The following is an 18,052-nucleotide window of genomic DNA, read 5'->3' as shown; positions in this document are numbered from 1 at the left end:
TGCTATGAAAGAGGGATTGAAGTATGAATTAATTCCTCAATTTGCTTATCTTTTAGAGAGAATTACTAGTGGTACTTTAAAGGTAGAAGTAAAGAATGAAGATAGACTTTTAAAAGCAAAGAAATCGGGCAAGTCTGTTATTTTAGCCTTTTGGCATGGACAGTTATGGTTTCCTGCTTACTATCTTAAGAATCGTGGTTATGTAGGTTTAGCCAGTCAAAGTAGAGATGGAGAGTATATTAGTAGAGTATTCAAGAAGATGGGTTGGGAGATGGTAAGAGGCTCAACTTCTAAGGGTGGAGCACGTTCTCTTTTAAGGTTAATAAAGAAACTAAAATCAGGAAAGAATATAGCCATTACACCTGATGGACCTAGAGGTCCAAGGCATCAAGCTCAAGCAGGGATTGTTTATTTGGCGCAGAAGAGTAACAGTGTTATAATTCCAGGTGGGGTTGCTTTTTCTAAGGAGAAGGTCTTTGATAGCTGGGATAGATTTCAACTGCCTCTACCTTTCTCCAAGGCATCTTTGGTTTTTGGAGATAATATTGAGGTTAAAGAGGATTTGGTTGAGAATGGGCTAGAAGAGTATAGAAAATCTGTTGAAGATGGCTTAAATAGTGCAGTAGAGACTGCAAAGAATATGTTAGGTGAAATGATATGAAAATAGAAGAGTACTTGTTAGATGTGATTAATGGTAAAGAAACTGGACTTATAGCTAAAATAATCTTAATAATATTAACTTTATTATCATTTTTATACAAGGTAATAATAACTTTAAGAAAGTTAATGTATAGTTGGGGAATAAAAAAACAAAAGAGTTTATCAGCTAAGGTCATTAGTGTGGGCAATATAACTGTGGGCGGTACTGGGAAGACACCAGTAGTTCAACTGTTGGCTAAGACTTTAACGGAGAAAGGTCATAAAGTTGTTGTTTTAAATCGAGGTTATAAGGCTAATTTTTCTGATAAGGTCGGCTTAGTCTCTAATGGCACAGAGATTTTAATGGATGCTGACCAAGCTGGTGATGAAGCTTATATGTTAGCAAGTAGCTTAACAGGGATACCAGTTATTATTGGTTCAGAAAGAAGTCAGACTGGAGAATTTGCTTGCCAAGAGTTTAACCCAGATTTTATTATTTTAGATGATGCCTTTCAGCATTTACAGGTTGCTAGAGATTATGATTTAGTGGTAATTGATGCTACTAATCCCTTTGGCAATGAACATCTGTTACCAAGAGGGTTATTAAGAGAGCCCTTAAGTTCTTTAAAGAGAGCCCACGTCTTCTTTTTAACTAAAGTAGATCAGATTGGGGAGACTAGACTAAGAGATATTAAAAAAAGGCTCATTGAGATTAATCCTGCAGCTATGATAATCACTACTAAGCATAATCCAACCTATTTGCGTAGAATAAATAGTAATCAGCAGAATGAAATTAATTTGACTGGTGAAAAGACTTTAGCAGTCTCTGGTATAGGCAATCCTAAAGCCTTTGAACAGACCTTGCGTGGTTTGGGAGCAGAGCTAGTTGATAAGATAAGATTTGCTGATCACCATACTTATACTCATAAGGAGATATTAGAGATATATACCTTGGCCAGTGAAAAGAATGTTGATAGAATAATTACTACTGAAAAGGATGCTGTTAGTATTAATGATGACTTATTAGAGGAGATTGGATTAGAGATGATATCCTTTGAGGTATTGGGAATAGAGATAGGAATTATTGATTCAAGTTATAAGTTTGATGAGCTGATTGATAGATTGGAGGTAGCAAAATGAGAGTAACAGCAATTATACCAGCACGTTATGCATCGACTAGATTGCCAGGTAAGCCCCTTAAAGATATCTGTGGCAAACCTATGATTCAAAGAGTATATGAGCAGGTTAAGCTCTCTAGTACGTTAGATAGAGTGATTGTAGCAACTGATGATAAGAGAATTTATGATGCAGTCAAAGCCTTTGATGGAGAGGTAGCTATGACTTCAGCAGAGCATAAGACTGGGACTGACCGTTTAGCTGAAGTAGCTAAGGGGCTATCTTCTGAGATAATAGTTAATGTCCAAGGTGATGAGCCTTTAATCAGTCCTGAAATGATTGATCAAGCAGTTAGACCATTATTAGAAGATCATACTATTAAGATGGGAACTCTAAAGCAGAGGATAGATTCTAAAGAAGAGTTAGAGAGCCCTCATGTAGTTAAAGTAGTAACAGATCGAGATGATTTTGCCCTTTATTTTTCAAGGTCTCTAATTCCTTATCCTAGAACTGATGTTGATATTAGATATTATAAGCATATTGGACTCTATGTTTATCGTAAAGAATTTTTACTAAACTATGCCAAGATGGAAACAACAACTTTAGAGCTAAAAGAGTCTTTAGAACAGCTAAGGGCTTTGGAGAATGGTTATAAAATCAAGGTTGTAGAGACAGAACACCAAGCAATTGGTGTAGATACTGAGAAAGATTTGGAGAGAGTTAGAGCAATGTACAATGACCAATGAGCAATTTACAATTAAAATCTATGTTTGAAATTGTAAATTGTTAATTGTAAATTATAATTTGGGGGTATTAACATGGTTAAAGAGGTTGTATTAAATGATAAAGTAATCTTTGGTAATAATCGTCCTTTTGTCTTATTGGCAGGACCTTGTGTTATTGAGGGTGAAGAGAGGGTACTTAGAATTGCTGAGAAGGTAAAGGAGATTACAGAGAGATTAGAGATTCCTTATGTTTTTAAGAGTTCTTATGATAAAGCAAATCGTTCTTCAATTGAATCCTTTAGAGGACCAGGCTTAGAAAAAGGATTAAAGATATTACAGAAGGTTAAGGATAAGTTTGATTTACCAGTTATCTCTGATATACATACTATAGGTCAAGCAGAGTCTGCTGCAGAGGTCTTAGATATTATGCAGATTCCAGCATTCTTATCTAGACAGACAGATCTAGTGGTAGCAGCAGGTAAGACTGGTCGAGTAATCAATGTCAAGAAAGGACAATTTTTAGCACCTTGGGATATTGAGCAGGTAGTCAAGAAGATTGAAAGTACTGGCAATGAAAAGATTCTATTAACAGAGCGAGGAGTAAGCTTTGGTTATAATAATTTGGTTGTAGATATGCGTTCCTTCCCGATTATGAGAGATACAGGATATCCAGTAGTCTTTGATGCAACTCATAGTGTACAATTACCTGGAGGAGCAGGAGACTCTTCAGCAGGAGAGAGGAAATTTGTTCCTTACTTAACTAGAGCAGCAGTAGGAGCAGGAGTAGATGCATTGTTTATGGAGGTACATGATGAGCCTTCTAAAGCCTTATGTGATGGACCTAATATGGTCAGTTTAGAAGATTTAGAAGAGCTTTTAATCAAAGCAAAAGCAATTGATGAGATAGTTAAAGACATTTAATAGATAATTTTTAATGGCGAGGTTACCTCGCCTTAACTTATTGATTATAGAAAAAAGGGGTGCTTTCAATGGATATAAACAATCTAGATATAACAGAGATAAAAAGTCAGGCCATAGAGGTCTTAGAGATTGAAGCGGCATCAATTTTAAATTTAAAGAGATCTGTTAATGGAGAGTTTATAGAGGTAGTCAAGGAAATCTTAAAATGTAGTGGAAGAGTAATTATGACTGGGATGGGCAAATCAGGGTTTATTGCTAAAAAGTTAGCAGCAACTTTATCAAGTACAGGAACTCCCTCCTTCTTCTTACACCCTGCTGAAGCTATACATGGTGATTTAGGGATGGTGACTAGTCAGGATATAGTAATTGCTCTATCTAATAGTGGAGAGACAGAAGAGGTTATTAGAATTTTACCTGTTATTAAACGAATTGGAGCAAAGCTAGTCGCTATGACTGGTGGAAGAATCTCTACTTTAGCAGAGACTGCCAATTATATCTTAGATACAGGTGTAGAAGAGGAGGCATGCCCTTTGAATTTGGCACCAACGGCTAGTACTACGGCAACACTAGCCTTGGGAGATGCTTTAGCAATCTCTTTACTATGGGCAAGAGACTTTCAGCCTGAAGACTTTGCACTTTACCATCCAGGTGGAAGCCTTGGTAAGAAGTTATTATTAACAGTAAATGATGTTTTACATATTAGAGAGAGAAATCCTATTGTCAATCAAGAAGCAACATTAAAAGAGACCTTATTTATGATGACCTCATCTAGAATGGGGGCTGCTAATATTGTTGATAGTCAAGGAAAATTGGTAGGTATTATTACAGATGGTGATATAAGACGCCAGCTAGAAGAGTCCTTTAATCTATTAGATAAGACTGCTAAAGAGATTATGAGTAAGAGCCCATCAACAATTACTAAAGATAAACTAGCCGCTGAAGCCTTAAAACTGATGCAAGAGAGAGAAATCAGTGATTTACCAATAGTTGATAATGATTATAAGCCTGTAGGATTACTTAACTTCCAAGACTTATTAAAAGCTGGGGTACTTTAATAATTTACAATGTACAATTAAAAAATGAGGCAAGTAAATTTTGTCATTCTCTGTGTTTGATTGACAAATGATATATATACCCTTTAAAATTAATATAGGGCAAGATATAATTTAAATTGATAGTCTGATAATAGTATAATAAAGGTATAGGGGATGGTTAGAGTGGACTCAGTTTTAAAAGAGAAGGCTAACAAGGTAAAATTATTTATTACTGATGTAGATGGTGTGTTGACTGATGGTAGAATTATTTTAGGAAATAATGGAGAAGAGCTTAAATTTTTTCATGTTCATGATGGAAAAGGGATTCAACTGGCTCATGAAGCTGGTATCAAAACTGCTATTATTACAGGAAGAGAGTCAAAGTTGGTAGAACGTAGGGCTGAAGAATTGAGTATTAAAGAGGTCCATCAAAATATCAAAGATAAGATTAAGGTCTTTAATAATGTGTTGGATAAGTACAATGTAATAGAAGAAGAGGTTGCTTATATTGGTGATGATGTCAATGATTTGGATATTTTGGAGAGAGTCGGTTTATCCTTTACTCCAGCCAATGGTGTCAAGAAGGTAAAGGAAGTAGTTGATTATATTACAACTAAAGAGGGTGGACAAGGAGCTGTAAGAGAAGCAATAGAGTTAATTTTAGAATATCAAGATGAATAATGTCTGTTAAGAGGTGTCTATTATGAAGGATAGGTTCTTTTATTGGCTTTTTAAGTCATTTAAATCAATGATTAACCTGATACCTAGGAAGGTTAATCATTTTTTTGCTAAGTCATTTGGTAATTTATTATATTATATTGTAAAAGACCGTAGAGAGTTGGCTGTTAAAAACATTAAACTATCTTTAGGTTATTCTAGAGAAGAGGCTGAAAATTTAGCTAGATTGGTCTTTCAGGATGTGGCTATTAAATTTGTAGAAACTATTGCTTTCGAAAATTGGACTGATAATGATTTTAATAATAAGATTGAGGTTAATGGGTTAGAATATCTAGAAAAAGCCTATGAAAAGAACAAAGGTGTTATTATATTTACTGGTCACATAGGAAATTGGGATTTATTGGGTCTCTATTTAGCTTGGCTAGGTTATCCTATAAATGGAATTGCTCGGATGTTTAAAAATCCCTACATTAATAAAGAGATTCTAAAGATTAGAAAAAGTAGAGGGGGAAAGGTCTTTGATAAGAGAGGTAAAGGGGTTAGAGGGGCTTTTAAATCCTTATTAAAAAAAGAGCTACTCTTAATTTTAGGGGATCAAGATGCCCATTCTAAAGGAACCTTTGTAAAGTTTTTAAATAGACCTGCCTCTACACCTACAGGACCAGTGGTTTTTGCTCAAAAGACTGGAGCAATAATTCTTCCTGCTTATATGGTTAGGCAAGGGGAGAGTTATCGTTTGATTATAGAAGAAGGGCTTGAAGTTGCCAAGAATGCCAGTGAAGATGAGCTAAAGGAGAAATTACAAGAGCTGGCTCACTCGTTAGGAAATCAGGTAAGGGATTATCCTAATCAGTGGCTATGGCTACATCGTAGGTGGAAGACAAAGGACGAGGGGGCTTTATAGTGAAGAAGTTAAGTAAAAAGTATCTTGTAGTTGCTTTTTTAATCTTAATAATTCCTTTAATTATCTTTGCTACAAATAACTACTCTCAAAAGCCAGAGGTCAAAATTTCACCTAAGTCTTTACAGGAAGAACAAGAAGCTGAGCCTCGTCTGGAATTAGAAGAATCATCTATAACCTTATATAGTGAAGATGGTATTACTAGATGGGAGTTGGGGGCAGAATCAATCCAACAATTTGAACTGGGAAATCAAATTACATTAAATCAAATTCAAGCTAAGGTTTATGAGGAAGAAAAGGAAGTAATCAATATTATAGCTGATAAAGGTAAGGTGGATATAGAAACAGGTTTTATTGGATTAGAGGGTCCTATAACCATTAAGAGTCAAGAAAAGCTACTCAAAGCCGATAATCTAAATTGGAATAGTGCCAAAAATGAGTTGATAGGACTAGGTCATGTGTTAATTGAACAACCTGGATTAAAGGTTAGAGGTGAGCGATTTATAAGTCAGGTTGATTTAAAGAAACTAGAGATATTAGGGAATGTAAAAGTTATTTCTCAAGAAATGGGTGAAGGTAATGAAGAATAAATCCTTGATTTTAAGTTTATTTATATTGACCTTATTGTTTACATCAGTTAATCTATTGGCTCAAGAAGAAGAGACTATATTAATGGCAGATAAATTGATAGTTGATGATATGAACTCTGAGATTATTGCTACAGGAAATGTTGTATTAGATAGAGATAATTTAAAGCTAACTTCTAATAAGTTGACTGCAAATCAAAACTTAGGTGAAATAAAGGCTACAGGGGAAGTTGTTATTCAACAAGAGGGAAGTAAGCTAACTGGTCAAGAGTTAACACTAAATAATAAATCTAAGCAAGGGGTATTAACTGGTAATCCTAAGATGGAAAATGAGGGAGCTACTATAACTGGCAATAGATTCGAATTTAATTTGGATACTAATAAATTATTCGTCTATGGTGGAGCCCATATTGTAGATGAAAGTCAAGATTTAATAGCAGATGCAGAAGAGATGGAGTATAATGATGTATCTCAAGAGGTGATATTAACTGGTAATGTTTATGCAAAACGTGGAACACAGACAGTGAATGCTGAAGAGGTAATCATTAATTTAAAGACTAGAAAGATGATTGCTAAAGGGAAGACAAAATTTGTTATTCCTAGTGATGAGAAGGGTGATTGATGATGGCAATTAAGGCTGAAAATTTGATTAAGACGTATAATAAGAGAGATGTAGTAAAGGGTGTAAGCTTTGAGGTTAACAAAGGTGAAATTGTAGGAATTCTAGGTCCCAATGGTGCTGGTAAGACAACTACCTTTTATATGGTTGTAGGCTTAGTAAGCCCTAATCAAGGGAATATTACTTTAAATAGTAATGATATTACCCCGTTACCGATGCATAAACGTGCTAGAAAGGGGATTGGTTATCTGGCTCAAGAGGCATCGGTCTTTAGAAAGCTGACAGTAGAACAGAATATTATGGCTATCTTAGAGATGATAGATCGTCAAGAGGATAATCATGAGATTTTAGAGTCTTTACTAAAAGAGTTTGATATTGCCCATATCCGTAAACAGAAAGGCTATATGTTATCTGGTGGTGAAAGAAGGAGAGTAGAGATTGCCCGAGCTTTAGCAACAGACCCTGAGTATATCTTATTAGATGAGCCTTTTGCTGGAGTAGATCCAATTGCTGTTAGTGATATTCAAGGTATTGTCTCTCACTTAAAGAATAGAGGGTTGGGGGTACTCATTACTGACCATAGTGTTAGGGAAACATTGGCAATCACCGATAGAGCATACATTATGCATCAGGGGAAGATACTATTATCAGGTACTTCTGAAGAGATTGCTAATAGTGAAACGGCTAAGAAGTTCTATTTAGGTGAAACATTTAGTATGTGAGGTGGCAGTAAATGAAGATTATTTATCGATATTTATTGGTTGAGTTGATTCAACCATTTCTTTTTGGGGTCTTTGCTTTTACGAGTATCTTCGTTGGGACAGATGTACTGATTAGCTTAGCTAAGATGATGTCTCAATATGGAGTTCCATTGTTAACAATAGTAAAGCTATTCTTTTTAAGTTTGCCACAGGTAATTGTATTAACCTTTCCTATGTCTATGTTATTGGCTACTTTATTATCCTTTGGGCGTTTATCAGGTGATAGTGAGGTTATAGCTTTAAAGGCAGGAGGAATTAGCTTTATTAAGATAGTTACCCCAGTATTGATAGTTGGATTATTGATAAGTGGACTTACTATCTTTTTTGATAATAGTTTAGTACCAGCCAGTCTAAATACCTATGAAGAGATTGTTTGGAAGCTCAAGCATGGTACAGTTAGACCTAAGACTCAAAAAAATTTAGTAATATCTCCAGTTGATAGTCAAACAGGCAAGTTGGACTATATCTTAACAGCTGATAAGTATGATGGTAATACTCAGATGTTAGAGGGAGTAACCTGGCAAGATTATGAGGATGGAAAGCTAGTTACTAGTATTCAAGCCAAGAAAGCAGAGTGGTTAGAAGAAGAGTGGGTATTTATAGATGGGACTATTTATACAATTACTGATAATGGACAAGTACCTCAGACTACCTTTAAAAGATTCAATATGAAGAGTAATTTGGATAGAACTCCAACTCAAATTACTCGTAATCAGAAGGAGCCTGAAGAAATGACCCTATCAGAGTTGAGTGAGCATATAGAACTTATGGAAGAAGAAGGGCGAGATGTTAAAGAGTTGAAGGTGGTTTATCATCAAAGGTATGCAGTTCCTTTTGCTTGTTTTATCTTTGCCTTGGTAGGAGCACCCCTAGGTTTACAGCCTAATCGTTCAGGCTCTTCTATCGGATTAGGATTGAGTATTATAGTTATCTTTATCTATTATACGCTTATGACTATTGGTTCTTCTATGGGTGAAGGTGGAAGTATAGCACCTTGGCTAGGAGCTTGGATTCAGAATATAATCTTTACTATAGTAGGAGTTGGATTGATGTATAAAGCATCCAGATAAATAATAGTGTACAGTTTACAATGTACAGTTGACAGTTAAAATATCAAAAACTTTACGTCTGTTTATTTTTAGGGTTTAAGTGGTTTTAAACTTAACTGTATACTGTAAACTGCCCTTAGAAAGGGGATATAGTATGTATGGGATTAAGTTACTATTGTCTCTAATTATTGTAGCAGGAATTATAGCTTATGTTGGTGATAAGATTGGAATGAAGATAGGAAAGAAGAGGTTATCCCTTTTTGGGTTGCGCCCTAAGCATACTTCAATAGTGATTACTGTAGGTACAGGTATCTTGATTGCTCTAGCTTCCTTAGTACTCTTAATGGGAGCCTCAAAGGATGTACGAATGGCATTATTTGATATGGAAGCAATGCTAGAACGTTTATCTGTCTTAAATCAGAGTTTAGCATCTAAAAATAACGAGTTATTAGATTTACGAAGGGATATTGACAAGAAGGTCAATGATTTGCTTATCTTGGAAGAGGATAAAGATAATTTAGAAGCAGATTTAACTAAGGTAAAGCAGGAGTATCAAATTGTCCAAGAGAGCAAGCTAGAGTTAGAAGATAAAGTGGAAGAATTGAATCTGCAAAAAAGCTCTTTGACAGAGCAGGTTGATAACTTAGCTTATAATATCAGTCTATTTGGTAGAAGGTACTTATCGTCATTGACTGGAGATATTATTTACCAAAAAGGTGAGATTATAATTGAAGAGGTAATAAATTTAGAAGAAGGCTTAAATAAGGCAGAGGATAAGGTCAATAAGCTCTTAGAGCAAGCAGATGTACTGGCTAGACAAGCAGGTATTGAAGTTAGAGGAAAGGAAGGGAGTATTACGTATAATAACCAAGAACTCAATGGATTATATGAGATTTTAAAAGATAAGAAAGATAGAGTTATCTTAAGGTTAGTAACTGCTAAGAATACCTTTAAAGATGAAGCTTTAGCTATTAATTTTGATATTTATGAAGATTATAAAGTCTATCAGCAAGGAGAACCTATCTTGGTAGGTGAAGTACAATCTACTGATAATTTATCCTCTATTGAAAGAGATTTAGATTTCTTGTTAGAGAATTTAAAGAGAGAAGTTATTAGTGATGGACTTTTAGTTGATTCCAAAGGTGAAGTAGGAAAAATTAGTCCAATTACCCTTTATCCTATAATTGATAGACTTTTAATGGAGAATAAATCTAGCAAGATTCAAGTCATAGCACTTAATGATATTTGGCGTAATGATAAGTTAAAAGATAATATAGAATTTAAGATACTAGGTGATGATAATGATAATTGGAATTGACCCAGGAAAGGATAAATGTGGTTTAGCCGTGATAGATAAAGATTTGAATGTTAGATTTAAGGCGGTTATAAAGAGCAATAGCCTCATAGATAAATTAAAGGTATTAAAGGATGATTATCAGCTTCAAGTTGTCGTTTTAGGAAATGGGACTAAAAGTGATGATATAGCTACTAATTTAAAGGGAGTCTTTAAGAAGATTTATATTATTGATGAATCTCACTCTACTTTAGAAGCTAGAGAGTACTATTGGAAGGAGAATCCTCGGCGAGGGTGGAGAAGGTTACTGCCTACTTCAATGCAAACGCCTCCAGAGCCTGTTGATGACTATGTAGCTATTATATTGGTTTTGAGATATTTGAATAAAATGTCAAAAAGGAACTAGGTATTTTTACCTAGTTCCTTTTTTCTTATTTAAATTTAATCTAGATATATAGTAGCGTTTAGGTATATTGCGACAATTTCGGAGTTAGGTGGGTAGGTAGTTGGATGGTTAGATTTTTCCTAACTATCTACCCCCAAACTACCTAACTACCAAAGTAAAAAGTGTCGTAATATCTCTCTATTATCTAAATTTTATTAACTAAAAAGAAAATAGTCTGATAATTCAAAATATAACAAAAAAATCTAGGTTATAATTAGTATTAAAATAAAATAATCTCACTTTAGGTATAATGTATTAAATTATATATAATTTAATACATTATAATAAAAATACTAACTATTTATAAAATTAACTAATTATTTATTTTAATTTATTTTTTTTAATAAAAAACAGAATAAAATAAAGGAGTTTGGTTGATTGCATAGAATTAAGTTAATAGAAAAATTTTATTATATCAAGGCAAAGAAGGAGGTGAACCCCGATAAGCCGCAAATTGAGTTTAAAATGATAATTTATTGAAAAAGCTAGAAAACAATTATTATAAGAACATAAGGGGGAAAATAATAATGAAAAAGATTTCTTTATTACTTACGTTTGCTTTAGTTATGGCTTTAGCTGTACCAGCATTTGCAGTTGTAGATAATGTGAAGATTACTGGAGAGGTTGAGACTGTTTTTGAGATTGGTCATTATGGTGAAAATGTAGATAAAACTGCTGAATTATGGGCTGATGGTGATGCTTTAGATATTGATTTACCTGTAGTAGGAGATAACAAAGATTCTGATGATTTTCCTGCTGAAAGGGCATTTTACCAAACAATTGGTCTAAATATTACAGGAAATGTTGAGAATATCAACTTTGACTTAGCTGTTGATACTATCACTAATAGTTTTGCTGAGGCTACTCGTGTACCTTATAGCAATACTGGTTATGATTTAGGTGAAGGTGATGATACAAATCAATTCAAAATGGATACTGCTTTATTAACAGTAACTAAGGGTGTTTCTACACTTAAAGCAGGAGATTTTGCTGATTATGATGTTGATTCTTATTTCATTGATGAAGAAGATATGGAAGGTGTAGAGGTAAGTACAACTATTGCTGATTATGATGTTAGAGCTTTTGTAGTAGGTGAAGATGGTGACAAAGGTGATGACTACTATGGTGTAAGTGCTACTAAGAACTTTGCTAATGGTAGCTATACTGGAAAGCTATATCATGCAAGAGCAGAGGAAAAGCTTACTGATTTAGCTGTAGCTGCTACTTATGATGTAAATGAGTTATTTACTGTTAATGGTGAAGTAGTATTTAACAGTTCAAAAGATCAAGCTGACGAGACAGAAAGTGATTCTCTAATCAACTTAGGTGCTAAGTACAAAGCTACTGATGTAGTAACTGTACGTGGTGAATTTGAAACTGTTGGGGATAAATTTAAAGCTGCTCCTCAAGCTGATCTTGAAGAAGATAATGACTACACTAAATTTAATCTTGGTAGTGACTTTGCATTAAATGCTAATAATACTCTAAAAGCTGACTATACTGTAGTAGATTATGCTGATAATTCTGAAAAGAAAAATACTATTGAGCTAGCTTTAGACAATACTACTGGAGCATTTACTAACACTGCTTCTGTAGAATTTACTACTAATGATAATTACAAAGAAAACACTGATGTAACTGTTCTTACTTTAGGAACTGAGTATGCTATGAGTGATATTTCTACTGTAAATGCTAAATTAGTAAATAAATCAACTGATAAAGCTCATGATGATGGAGATTTAAGCTATACTTATTTAGTAGCTGGTTTAAATCAAAAATTATCTGATAATATTAGCTGGAATACAGAAGCTCAATTCATTACTGGTGAAAAGAACAATGTAGATGGAAAAGGTAATTCTGTAAAAACTAAATTAACTGTTAGTTTCTAATTTAATTCTATTAAGATTAAACCCTCTAGGGAATCCCTAGGGGGTTTTTTATTTTAGGAGGTTAAGTAATAATAGTTCAATAAAATTAATATAAATAAAGAAATAATAAAATTTTATTTCAGATTTTATTATCTATAAATTTTTGTTTGAAATAAATGTACAAATATACATATTTATACATAAAAGCCTCTACAAAAAATTTAATATTAAATAATGATCTTTGGATTAATTTAATATTATTTGATTAAGATTGTAACCTTAGGTTTTCTTAGAGAGATATATTTAATTATTCTTTTTAATGAAATATTTGACATGGTTAAATTATTATTGTATTATAATTATATAAGTCAATTTTAAGAGGCAATATAACTTATTTTTAAGTGAAGGTAATTAAAATTTTACTATATAAAAGGTGTTTTAATAACCAGACTTTAAAATTGTAAAGTTTTAATTACTTTAATAATTTTAGAGCCCAAGAAGGAGGTGAAATCCCTATAGGCCAACGAGTTTTTTGTAGTATAATTTTAGAAAGTTATTAAAATTTAAATAGCTTTAAATAACTTTTATAAGAACATAAGGGGGAAAAACAACAATGAAAAAGATTTCTTTATTACTTACGTGTGCTGTAGTACTATCTTTAGCTGCACCAGCATTTGCAGCTGTAGATAATGTGAAGATTACTGGAGAGGTTGAAACTGTTTTTGAAATTGGTAACTATGGTGGAGATTCTGATGAGGTAACTGGTTACTTATGGGCTGACGATGATGTTTTAGATTTAGATTACGATGCTAATGATGATTCTGACAAAGATGATGATGATATGCCTGCTGAGAAAGCATTCTATCAAAATATTGATTTCAATATCGCAGGAAATGTTGACAGCATCAACTTTAATTTAGCAGTAGATACTATTGCTAATACTTTTGCTGACACTACTGGTGCTTTTGGTCACCAAGCTGAAGGTGATGAGCAAAATATTGAAATGGATACTGCTTTATTAACACTTAGTAATGGTTTTGCTACATTGAAAGCAGGAGATTTAGAGGACTATAATGCTTCTAAATACTTCATTTATGATGATGAAGATATGGAAGGTGTAGAAGTAACTACAGCTGTTTCTGATTATGCTGTTAAGGCTTTTGTATTAGGTGAAGATGATGAAAATGGTAATGATTATTATGGTGTAACTGCTACTAGAAACTTTACTAATGGTAGCTTTACTGGAAAGTTATATCATGCAAGAGCAGCTAAAAAAGTAACTGATGTAGCTGGAGCGCTTACTTATGATGTAAATGAGTTATTTACTGTTAATGGTGAAGTTGTATTCAACAGATCAGAAGATCAAGCTGACGAGACAGAAAATGATTCTTTATTCAACTTAGGTGCTAAGTACAAAGCTACTGATGTAGTAACTGTACGTGGTATGTTTGAAACTGTTGGAGAAGATTTTGAAGCTCCTTTAAATGACTTAGAAGAAGATGATGCTTATTATGATTTATTTAATATTGGTGCTGACTTTGCAGTAAATGCGAACAATACTTTGAAAGCTGATTATACTGTAGTAGATCATGCAGATAAATCTGAAAAGAAAAATAGTATTGAACTAGGTTGGGACAATGTAAATGGAGCATTTACTAATACTGCTAGTGTAGAATTTACTACTAATGATGATTATGCAGATAATACTGATGTAACTGTATTTGCAATAGGAACTGAGTATGCTATGAGTGATATTACTACTTTAACTGGTAAATTAGTTAACCAATCTGCTGATGATGATTATGACTTTACTTATCTAGCAGCTGGTTTAAACCAAAAGATTTCTGATAATATCAGCTGGGATACAGAAGCTAAGTTCATCACTGGAAATAATGAAGATGAAACTCTTGATGGAGAAGGTAACTCTCTAAAAACTAAATTAGTAGTTAGCTTCTAATCAAATCTATACAGATTACTTAAACCTCTGGGATACTTTTATCCTAGGGGTTTTTTCTTTTTTGAGTTTTTAAATAATTGAATATGTGTATACTGCGATATTTTTATTTTTAAAATCTTATCTATCAATTATCAACTTTACACTATACATTGGATTTTATCCATATACTTACCAGAAGGGTTTATAACTATCCCCTAGAATATAAATATTATATGAAGATAAATGACAATTAATTACTTAAATTTAAAAAGAATGGATAAACCTTCTTAGAGGATTTGAGCAGGGACTATTGAATAAGTATATTTAGACGGAGATGATTTGAAAAAGAAAATAAATTTCATACTTTTACCACTTGCTATTAAATCCATTTATGTTATAATTAACTTGTAAAGGTTGATGATATTTGATCTTTTTAAGTGATAAACAATTTATTCTATGAAATTATTTTAGAGATTGATTGTTGAAAAATCACTAAATTACTAATCACTATTTTCCAACAATGAGTTTCTAAGATTAAGAGACTTTGAGTCTCAAATATATTTTTTACCCTCTGATGTCGAATTTTGTCGAAAAGAGGTTTTGTAATTATCAACTGTACATTATGTATTGTCAATTTTTCTTAGCCTGTGTTTAAGCTTTATCATCTTAGATCAACTTATTCTGCTCAAGAAAGGAGGTGTCCCCCGTAGAGCCTTCAGTTGAAGATGATGAACTTAACAAGGATACTTTAGTAGAAGACTAACATAATCAAGGGAGTAAGGAAGAGCTGAGGAAACACGGCCACTCAACTTCGGAACTACCCCTAAGTTATGTAGTAGAAGCTAAGCTATCCAATATATTCTAAGCAAAATACTACTAAACAGACTAAAAAACAACCTAGGGGGAATATTAATAATGAAAAAATTAATCACAAGCTTTTTAACATTAGCCTTATTATTTACAATGTCAGTACCAGCAATAGCAAATCCATTCAATGATGTACCTGAAGGACATTGGGCTTATGATGCTATTCAAAAAGCTGCTCAAGCAGGATTATTAGAAGGATATGGGGATGGAACTTATAAAGCTTCTCAAGATTTAACTCGTTATGAAGTTGCTGCTTTAACAGCTAGAGTATTAGAAAAAGTGGAAACTAAAGATAATGAAGTAAGTGCAGAAGCTGTAGAAGCAATTACAGCATTAGCACAAGAATTTGATGCTGAATTAGCTCAAATTAATGAAAAATTAGCTAACTCATCTGCTGTAACTATCTCTGGTAAGACTGGAGTAGAGTACAAAGATGTAGAGCTTGAAGGAAATGGTGTTAAGCCAGGAGAAGATGGAAAATCAGTTGTTTACAAAGATCCATTTACAAAGGACTTAGATGATGATGATAATGATTATGTAGATGCAACTGACTATGATGATGATGATATGATTACTGCTGAAGATTACTTCAAGCAATTTGCTGACTTAAATGTAAATATTGAAAAGGATGGAGTAATTGCTGACTTAAATATGTTAGCAGTTGGAAATTACTTTGGAAACTTTGGCAATGATGAGGATGGAATGAATGAAGCTAATGTAGAATTAGATGAAATTTCTGGTTCTATTACTACAGAAGATTTTGTTGCTACAATTGGTGATGAGCAAGGTCTAGAATGGAAAAACTACCTATACTTCAATGATGATGATATTGATGGTGTAGTATTTAATTCAGGAAATTCTCAAATCGCATTAGGTCAACGTGGTGATACAAGAGATATCGCTGTAAAACAAGATAACTTATTAAACTTACCTGTAAATCTATTTGTTGGTGTTAGAGATAATGCTGAGAGAAATGTAGTTGCAGGTCTTGATACAGCCTTTAACTTAGCTGGTGTAGACTTCACAGGAGACTTAGCATTTAGTGATAAGGATATGAATGAAAGAGTAGCAAGATTAGGTGCAAGTAAAGACTTAGGATTCATTAAATTAGAAGGTAATGTTGAATCTACTGAAAACTTCACAGGTATTCAAGTAGATACAGATGAAGATGATGGATTTGAAAGTACTAAGAAAGGTTTTGATCTAAAAGCTACTAAGAATATAGATAAAGTAGAAGTATCTGCATTATATGAAAACTACGAATATGCAACAGAAGATGAAGAAGAGATTACTTTAGCAGCTCAAGTAACTGAAGATAATCCTTATACAATTTATGGTGTAAATGTCTTTGGTGAATATGAATATGCAGTAAAATCTGAAGAAGAAATCAGATATGTAGAAGCTAATAAAGAATTAGGAAACATTACTGTAGCAGGTATCTATGATTATGATAATACAGATAACTTAGCTGATAAGGTATTAAGTGTAGGATATGGTACAGAGTTTGATGTAGCAGGAATCAAATTAGCACCAACTGCTCAATTAGCAGCTATCTATGATATCGATAATAACCAAGCAATCAATAAAGAAGCTGGAATCGATGCATCTTACCAAGTTAATGACAAGTTAAATGTAACTGGTGGATTTGCATGGGCAGACAAAGAAGATAGAGTAGATGATGGAATGGAAGGAGAATTCACTACTGCTAAGGCAGGATTAGGATATAAGGTAACAGACTCTGCTTCAGCAACAATCAACTTCGAGAGAGCTGATTATGTAAATGCTGTAGATACTAATGAAGACTTTAGTGTAAATAGCATTAGTGGTGGAGTAAGTGTTAACTTCTAATTGTACCTTCAATCTAAAGCCTCTGGATTGTCCAGGGGCTTTTTTTAAATAGTATAACCTCAATATTTTTATGGGAGCATAACATATAATTTAATATTGAGGAGGTTTTGAGGTAATGTTAATTTTCAGTGGCAGAAATCTTTTTATGATAGAATTATCGGAAATGAAGGAGAATTAGATAAAATTAGGGAATATATTATTAATAATCCATTAGATTGGTTTTTAAAGGATGGTAACCAAAGAACTTAAAGGAGGTATTTTAGATGAAGAAGTTGTTTATTGTCTGTCTAGCTTTAGTAATTTTGGCTTTGCATACTCCCTTGGCTATGGCAGAAACAGTCAAAATAGATACTAAGATGGTAGAGGTTGACGAGAGTGAAATGATAAAGTTGGCAAGTCAGGAGAAGTTTGATGATTTAACTACTGTCATGAAAAAATTAGTTCAACTCCATATATCTACTGAAGAAGAGGTAGTAGAGCTAGAGCAGATTAGTATCGTTGACTTTGAATATGGAGAGGGTGCTAAGATAAGGATTTATTATCAAATTGATTAGTCTTTTAATAAAGCCAAGCGACTAATCGCTTGGCTTTATTAAGTTATTTAGGAGATTTAAACTAAAATTTATCTGTTATATCATAAAGAGAGATGGCTTAGTGTATTAAATTACATACAATATGTTTTTTAATTATTTTGTTATTTGGTCCAAAATAAGTTTTAAATAATAATAAAAAGAATAGAAACTATTTAGAAGATTAACAGGAAA

17 protein-coding genes are annotated in these 18,052 nt (G+C 33.1%); all 17 read left to right on the top strand.

Features of this window, described 5'->3' with window-relative positions; genetic code table 11:
• Positions 1-4: 4 nt before the first annotated feature.
• Entirely contained in the window at positions 5-661 is a 657-nt protein-coding gene (locus BX659_RS01055) for a lysophospholipid acyltransferase family protein (RefSeq protein ID WP_106231543.1), read from the top strand.
• Positions 658-1,779 (top strand): tetraacyldisaccharide 4'-kinase, encoded by a 1,122-nt coding sequence (lpxK, locus tag BX659_RS01050; protein WP_097017421.1) that lies wholly within the window; start codon positions 658-660, stop codon positions 1,777-1,779. Before BX659_RS01055 ends, lpxK begins: the two co-directional genes overlap by 4 nt.
• Positions 1,776-2,501, top strand: coding sequence for a 3-deoxy-manno-octulosonate cytidylyltransferase (kdsB, locus tag BX659_RS01045; RefSeq protein WP_097017422.1), 726 nt, complete (start codon positions 1,776-1,778; stop codon positions 2,499-2,501). Before lpxK ends, kdsB begins: the two co-directional genes overlap by 4 nt.
• 72 nt (positions 2,502-2,573) lie before the next feature.
• The gene (gene kdsA / locus BX659_RS01040; protein ID WP_106231541.1) at positions 2,574-3,401 is read left to right on the top strand and encodes a 3-deoxy-8-phosphooctulonate synthase; all 828 of its coding nucleotides are present in this window, start codon (positions 2,574-2,576) and stop codon (positions 3,399-3,401) included.
• Between the two features lie 68 nt (positions 3,402-3,469).
• Entirely contained in the window at positions 3,470-4,456 is a 987-nt protein-coding gene (locus BX659_RS01035) for a KpsF/GutQ family sugar-phosphate isomerase (protein WP_097017424.1), read from the top strand.
• A gap of 153 nt (positions 4,457-4,609) precedes the next feature.
• Positions 4,610-5,116, top strand: a complete 507-nt coding sequence (locus BX659_RS01030) for a KdsC family phosphatase (RefSeq protein ID WP_097017425.1) — start codon at positions 4,610-4,612, stop codon at positions 5,114-5,116.
• Between the two features lie 22 nt (positions 5,117-5,138).
• Positions 5,139-6,017: a lysophospholipid acyltransferase family protein gene (locus tag BX659_RS01025; RefSeq protein WP_097017426.1), complete on the top strand. Its 879-nt coding sequence runs from the start codon at positions 5,139-5,141 to the stop codon at positions 6,015-6,017.
• Entirely contained in the window at positions 6,017-6,604 is a 588-nt protein-coding gene (gene lptC, locus BX659_RS01020) for an LPS export ABC transporter periplasmic protein LptC (protein WP_253250700.1), read from the top strand. Before BX659_RS01025 ends, lptC begins: the two co-directional genes overlap by 1 nt.
• Positions 6,594-7,223: an LptA/OstA family protein gene (locus tag BX659_RS01015; RefSeq protein WP_097017427.1), complete on the top strand. Its 630-nt coding sequence runs from the start codon at positions 6,594-6,596 to the stop codon at positions 7,221-7,223. Before lptC ends, BX659_RS01015 begins: the two co-directional genes overlap by 11 nt.
• A 2-nt stretch (positions 7,224-7,225) precedes the next feature.
• Positions 7,226-7,942, top strand: coding sequence for an LPS export ABC transporter ATP-binding protein (gene lptB, locus BX659_RS01010; protein WP_172431859.1), 717 nt, complete (start codon positions 7,226-7,228; stop codon positions 7,940-7,942).
• Between the two features lie 11 nt (positions 7,943-7,953).
• A complete protein-coding gene (locus BX659_RS01005) occupies positions 7,954-9,051 on the top strand; it encodes an LptF/LptG family permease (protein WP_097017429.1) in 1,098 nt (365 codons plus the stop codon).
• A 133-nt stretch (positions 9,052-9,184) separates the two neighbouring features.
• On the top strand, positions 9,185-10,348 hold the full coding sequence (locus tag BX659_RS01000; protein WP_097017430.1) for a DUF3084 domain-containing protein: 1,164 nt from the start codon (positions 9,185-9,187) through the stop codon (positions 10,346-10,348).
• On the top strand, positions 10,332-10,730 hold the full coding sequence (locus BX659_RS00995) for a Holliday junction resolvase RuvX (protein WP_106231539.1): 399 nt from the start codon (positions 10,332-10,334) through the stop codon (positions 10,728-10,730). The genes BX659_RS01000 and BX659_RS00995 overlap by 17 nt, the downstream gene beginning before the upstream one ends.
• A 566-nt stretch (positions 10,731-11,296) precedes the next feature.
• The gene (locus tag BX659_RS00990) at positions 11,297-12,658 is read left to right on the top strand and encodes a hypothetical protein (protein ID WP_106231537.1); all 1,362 of its coding nucleotides are present in this window, start codon (positions 11,297-11,299) and stop codon (positions 12,656-12,658) included.
• Positions 12,659-13,250: 592 nt separating this feature from the next.
• Positions 13,251-14,594 (top strand): hypothetical protein, encoded by a 1,344-nt coding sequence (locus BX659_RS00985; protein ID WP_106231535.1) that lies wholly within the window; start codon positions 13,251-13,253, stop codon positions 14,592-14,594.
• Between the two features lie 894 nt (positions 14,595-15,488).
• Entirely contained in the window at positions 15,489-17,288 is a 1,800-nt protein-coding gene (locus BX659_RS00980; protein ID WP_106231534.1) for an outer membrane protein, read from the top strand.
• A gap of 263 nt (positions 17,289-17,551) precedes the next feature.
• Positions 17,552-17,842, top strand: a complete 291-nt coding sequence (locus BX659_RS00975; protein WP_106231532.1) for a hypothetical protein — start codon at positions 17,552-17,554, stop codon at positions 17,840-17,842.
• Positions 17,843-18,052: the final 210 nt, after the last annotated feature.

It is taken from the genome of Orenia metallireducens, from assembly GCF_003001995.1.
Taxonomy (GTDB): domain Bacteria; phylum Bacillota; class Halanaerobiia; order Halobacteroidales; family Halobacteroidaceae; genus Orenia; species Orenia metallireducens_B.
The sequence above is the reverse complement of the archived record's forward strand: the minus strand, read 5'-3'. Positions and strand labels throughout refer to the sequence as shown.

Bases quoted from the DNA above. Each gene is read 5' to 3' on its own strand.
- BX659_RS01055 (WP_106231543.1), top strand. From the start codon at position 5: ATGAAAGAGGGATTGAAGTATGAATTAATTCCTCAATTTGCTTATCTT.
- lpxK (WP_097017421.1), top strand. From the start codon at position 658: ATGAAAATAGAAGAGTACTTGTTAGATGTGATTAATGGTAAAGAAACT.
- kdsB (WP_097017422.1), top strand. From the start codon at position 1,776: ATGAGAGTAACAGCAATTATACCAGCACGTTATGCATCGACTAGATTG.
- kdsA (WP_106231541.1), top strand. From the start codon at position 2,574: ATGGTTAAAGAGGTTGTATTAAATGATAAAGTAATCTTTGGTAATAAT.
- BX659_RS01035 (WP_097017424.1), top strand. From the start codon at position 3,470: ATGGATATAAACAATCTAGATATAACAGAGATAAAAAGTCAGGCCATA.
- BX659_RS01030 (WP_097017425.1), top strand. From the start codon at position 4,610: ATGGTTAGAGTGGACTCAGTTTTAAAAGAGAAGGCTAACAAGGTAAAA.
- BX659_RS01025 (WP_097017426.1), top strand. From the start codon at position 5,139: ATGAAGGATAGGTTCTTTTATTGGCTTTTTAAGTCATTTAAATCAATG.
- BX659_RS01015 (WP_097017427.1), top strand. From the start codon at position 6,594: ATGAAGAATAAATCCTTGATTTTAAGTTTATTTATATTGACCTTATTG.
- lptB (WP_172431859.1), top strand. From the start codon at position 7,226: ATGGCAATTAAGGCTGAAAATTTGATTAAGACGTATAATAAGAGAGAT.
- BX659_RS01005 (WP_097017429.1), top strand. From the start codon at position 7,954: ATGAAGATTATTTATCGATATTTATTGGTTGAGTTGATTCAACCATTT.
- BX659_RS01000 (WP_097017430.1), top strand. From the start codon at position 9,185: ATGTATGGGATTAAGTTACTATTGTCTCTAATTATTGTAGCAGGAATT.
- BX659_RS00995 (WP_106231539.1), top strand. From the start codon at position 10,332: ATGATAATTGGAATTGACCCAGGAAAGGATAAATGTGGTTTAGCCGTG.
- BX659_RS00990 (WP_106231537.1), top strand. From the start codon at position 11,297: ATGAAAAAGATTTCTTTATTACTTACGTTTGCTTTAGTTATGGCTTTA.
- BX659_RS00985 (WP_106231535.1), top strand. From the start codon at position 13,251: ATGAAAAAGATTTCTTTATTACTTACGTGTGCTGTAGTACTATCTTTA.
- BX659_RS00980 (WP_106231534.1), top strand. From the start codon at position 15,489: ATGAAAAAATTAATCACAAGCTTTTTAACATTAGCCTTATTATTTACA.
- BX659_RS00975 (WP_106231532.1), top strand. From the start codon at position 17,552: ATGAAGAAGTTGTTTATTGTCTGTCTAGCTTTAGTAATTTTGGCTTTG.